At 39.1% G+C, this 4,213-nt stretch carries 5 protein-coding genes; 4 read left to right on the forward strand and 1 reads right to left on the reverse strand.

Going from position 1 to position 4,213, the window contains the following annotated elements; all coding sequences use genetic code 11:
- Positions 1-187, reverse strand: a 187-nt coding sequence (locus tag AB4Z33_RS30260; protein WP_442053454.1) for a hypothetical protein, incomplete at its 3' end; no start/stop codon positions are given.
- Positions 188-1,828: 1,641 nt separating this feature from the next.
- Between AB4Z33_RS30260 and AB4Z33_RS30265 the strand changes: the two genes are divergently transcribed.
- The 4 genes from AB4Z33_RS30265 to AB4Z33_RS30280 all read left to right on the forward strand — a co-directional run.
- The gene (locus tag AB4Z33_RS30265; RefSeq protein WP_442053455.1) at positions 1,829-2,347 is read left to right on the forward strand and encodes an SF0329 family protein; all 519 of its coding nucleotides are present in this window, start codon (positions 1,829-1,831) and stop codon (positions 2,345-2,347) included.
- Positions 2,348-2,562: 215 nt separating this feature from the next.
- Positions 2,563-3,012, forward strand: coding sequence for a hypothetical protein (locus tag AB4Z33_RS30270; protein WP_442053456.1), 450 nt, complete (start codon positions 2,563-2,565; stop codon positions 3,010-3,012).
- A 167-nt stretch (positions 3,013-3,179) separates the two neighbouring features.
- Positions 3,180-3,680, forward strand: a complete 501-nt coding sequence (locus AB4Z33_RS30275; protein WP_442053457.1) for a hypothetical protein — start codon at positions 3,180-3,182, stop codon at positions 3,678-3,680.
- Positions 3,681-3,887: 207 nt separating this feature from the next.
- The coding region (locus AB4Z33_RS30280) for a hypothetical protein (RefSeq protein WP_442053458.1) at positions 3,888-4,213 on the forward strand (326 nt) is incomplete at its 3' end.

Here is a 4,213-nt window from a genome sequence, read left to right on the forward strand (position 1 = left end):
CAACATTCAGCAGATCGTAAAGATCAAAACCAGAAGTAAGCGTGGCAACATTCAGCAGATCGTAAAGATCAAAACCAGAAGTAAGTGTGGCAACATTCAGCAGATCGTAAAGATCAAAACCAGAAGTAAGCGTGGCAACATTCAGCAGATCGTAAAGATCAAAAACCAGAAGTAAGCGTGGCAACATTCAGCAGATCGTAAAGATCAAAAACTAGAAGTAAGCGTGACAACATTCAGCAGATCGTTAAGATCGAAAACCAGAAGTAAGCGTGGCAACATTCAGCAGATCATTTTAGAAGAATAATAGAGAATAGATCAAGTTCAAGAGAGGCTACGCTCTATGAATAGCAGTGGGCGATGCGAGGAAGCCAGGAACAGCAGATAACACCATATTCACGCATCGGGCGTTCGCCCTCGGTCCGGCTGGAGTTAGAAGTGGTTCATAGAGGCATTTCAGCAACGGGGAAGCGGGATCAGCCGGACACATCCGCACCACCTAACCGCATCGCGGCCGCCCTTTGGGCTTAAGGTGGTGGGACGTCGTGAATACAACAACGTTATCTGCAATTCCTGGAGAGCTAGTGCATGATGAATAATTAAGTTGTGTTCAGTTTTTATGCGTGTCCGCTTTATTGTTAAGAACGGTGAAGAACAAAAGAGGTAGATCGTAAAGACCAGAGACCAGAAGTAAGCGTGGCAACATTCAGCAGATCGTAAAGATCAAAGAAAGACCAGTGTAAGCGTGGCAACATTCAGCAGATCGTAAAGATCAAAAACCAGAAGTAAGCGTGGCAACATTCAGCAGATCGTATGATCAAAAACTAGAAGTAAGCGTGACAACATTCAGCAGATCATTTTAGAAGAATAATAGATATAAGATCAAGGTTCAAGAGAAGCTACGCTTTATGAAGGGCAGTGGGCATTGCGAGGAAGCCAGGAACAGCAGATAACACCATATTCACGCATCGGGCATACGCCCTCGGTCCGGCAGAAGTAAGAAGTGAATTCGGCGAAGAATTTCAGTTTCGGGAAGCGGGATCAGCCGGACACATCCGCACCACCTAACCGCATCGCGGCCGCCACTTCGTGGCTTAAGGTGGTGGGACGTCGTGAATACAATAACGTTATACGCAAAAACCTGAAGGGCGGGAAAAGATCATAAAAACCAAATTTCTGCAAGCTAACTGTAATGATTGCAACACCACTTTTAAGATCCCAACTCTATCTGACATGGCCTATGGTGAATTTATAGCTATAAGTTCTCTAGGTACTTCTTATCAATACTTCAATGCGATCGAAAGTCCGGAATGGAAATACGTTAAACATTTTATAGAGAAAAGTATAGTTAATATAAATATTCAAGAACTCATATCTCGATGTATGGACAGTTTAGACCAACAAAGTTTCAGTATTACAGCAAAACCTAAATGCCCGGACTGTCAAACTAATCATTTTAAGATAATCAATAACATAGGTGAAGATTGAAATTGAAAGTGTCAGTTTTAATAAGTTCAATAGTTTAAATGATAACGGTAAACAAAACTTCCTTAATGGAATTGATAGATTTGTGAGTTGATCGAAGATGCAGGTTACTGCGTATAACACCATATTCACGCATCGGGCATTCGCCCTCGGTCCGGCAGGAGTTAGAGGTTGAATCGGAGAGGCATTTCAGAAGCAGAGAAGCGGAATCAGCCGGACACATCCGCACCGACTAAGCGCATCGCGCCCGGCGACATTGTCGCCTTAAGTCGGTGGGACGTCGTGAATACAAGAACGTTAGACGAAATTCCCCTAAATCGAGGTGAGGTACTTGAAATGGAGCAAGATGAAAGAACAAATCGAATCAAAACTCTGTGATTCACTTAAAGATAGAGTTAAATTCAATAGTACTCGATACAGGGGATCGCATGATGAAGTTGGAAGATCGTGGGTCACCTTTGATAATGATATCATTCATGATTTTTGTACTGTTAAGTTAAGATATAAATTTAACACCACAGCAAATATGATTCGAGAAGATACCAATTCTCTAGATTGGAAGGATCCAGATCAGAAGAATGGGTATTATGAAGCGTATAGAATCGCAGAAAAAGAAATGGAATTTCAAGGTATACATAATCAGTTTGAATTCTATAAAGCGATCGAAGAATACCTAAATCTATCAATTGATGAAGCCCGGATGTCAGCAAATCCTATAATTAGAGCTACATCATGGTTTGATAAGAGATTAGGGAAGAGAAGACTTATAAGGACTGAAGAAGAAAGTAACATAATAGTGATTAAATTTAGGGATATAAGACTTAAAGTTGAAGGGCTGATCGATGATGAGGGGAACTTCGTCTAACACCATATTCACGCATCGGGCATGCGCCCTCGGTCCGGCACGAAGTTAGAAGTGGGTTCGGAGAGGCATTTCAGTATCGGGGAAGCAGATTCAGCCGGACACATCCGCACCACCTAACCGCATCGCGGCCGCCCTTCGGGCTTAAGGTGGTGGGACGTCGTGAATACAATAACGTTATCTGCAATTGCTAAACCTAAAAAAAAGGACGAAGAAAGATGAGAAAATCTATTCAGTATGTAATTAATGACTTTAAGTATTGTTATAAAAAGAACAAATTATTCTTATTTGGTATGTGGTTTATTTTTTTATTAGCACTATATGACATCTACTTAGGGGTTCACTTGGCTATTCAAAAAGAGGATATTTCGATATATTTTACTAGAATTGCAGAAGGAATAACTATTGGAGGATTTGTAATATTAATTTATCAAAGCACTTTTCATGAACCCCGTGAAAAGGCTAAGCAAGAAGAAGAAGTTCTTCAAATTCAAAGTGAAATCATTAATCTTGATAACTCTATAAATAAATTATTACAAGAAAATAAAACACTAAAAGAAATGATTAAACAAACGAATAACAATCAAAAAATATTAATAGGCATAGTAACTGAGCAGACACAAGGGAAACAATCGAAAGCTTCTCGGAGAAGTGGCAACAGCAGATAACACCATATTCACGCATCTGGGCATTCGCCCTCGGTCCGGACAGATGATATTGGCAGGGAAGTTGAAGCAGCCGGACACACCCGACTTCGTCGGGCGTCGTGAATACAAGAACGTTATGCGAAACCTAAGCAACTGCTAAAAAAACAAATACTAGGGGGAGCCGAATAATGCTACAGAATATCTTAAACATTATAAAAGGAAAATCCATTGAAGATATCAATTTAACGGGTTTTATTTATTTAGAAGATAATGGTATCTACGAGTTCACTCCGATGCTTAGATTTGTATATGTTAGATTCGAGAGTGAATATTTAGAGTTTGAGTCAATAAATCAATATTCAAGACTAAAAATAGCTGTTGTACCAACTATTAGACATAACTTTGAATTGGTTGAAGATTTTCTTCCTGCAGTATCTTCAATAAATGATTTGGTATTAATTAGTGCTTCGTCGCTTACGAATATTGTTTCAAGTATTACGATCTATAATCTAGAAGAAACTGATACTGAAATTACATGTGATAGTATTTTGATAAGATTAAGGAATAAACAAGTATTATTTTTTGATCCAACTTTTATATCTGGAATAAATATAGGTGGCATAGAACAATATGAATTTTGGAGACTCAATAATGATGAAGAGAAACAAGAGAAATACATAGAAATCTAAGTTTTGAAGGTGTTTCAAGAGGGCTTAGACATCGCATAACACCGTATTCACGCTGCGGGCTTACGCCCTTGGTCCGGACCGAAGCAGAAGTGCCGAGGGTATATTCAACCGGACAACCCTGCGAGCCTAAGTCTGACGACCCGTTCCCTACGGTCACTTAAGGCTCTCGGGTTCGTGAATACAAGAACGTTATGCGAAATTTAAGCAATGGCTTATTTAAATTTTGGAGGTAGTGGAACTATGTTGTATAAATTCATAAACTACATTAAAGCCAAACCAATTGATGATATTAATTTAATAGGTTTTATTAACCTGGAAGATGATGGGGTATATGAATTCACTCCGATGCTTACATTTGTTTATTTCCAATATGGGGAAGAATATATAGAGTTTGAGTCTATTAATCAATACTCTAAACTCAAAGTTTCTTTTGTTCAATCTTTGCCATCTATTAGACATAAATATGATACGGTTGAGGACTTTTTTCCAGCGAAGTCTTCCATAAGTGATATAGTGTTGATACACCCTAGTGC

The organism is Paenibacillus sp. 2TAB19 (assembly GCF_052115185.1).
Taxonomy (GTDB): Bacteria; Bacillota; Bacilli; order Paenibacillales; family Paenibacillaceae; genus Pristimantibacillus.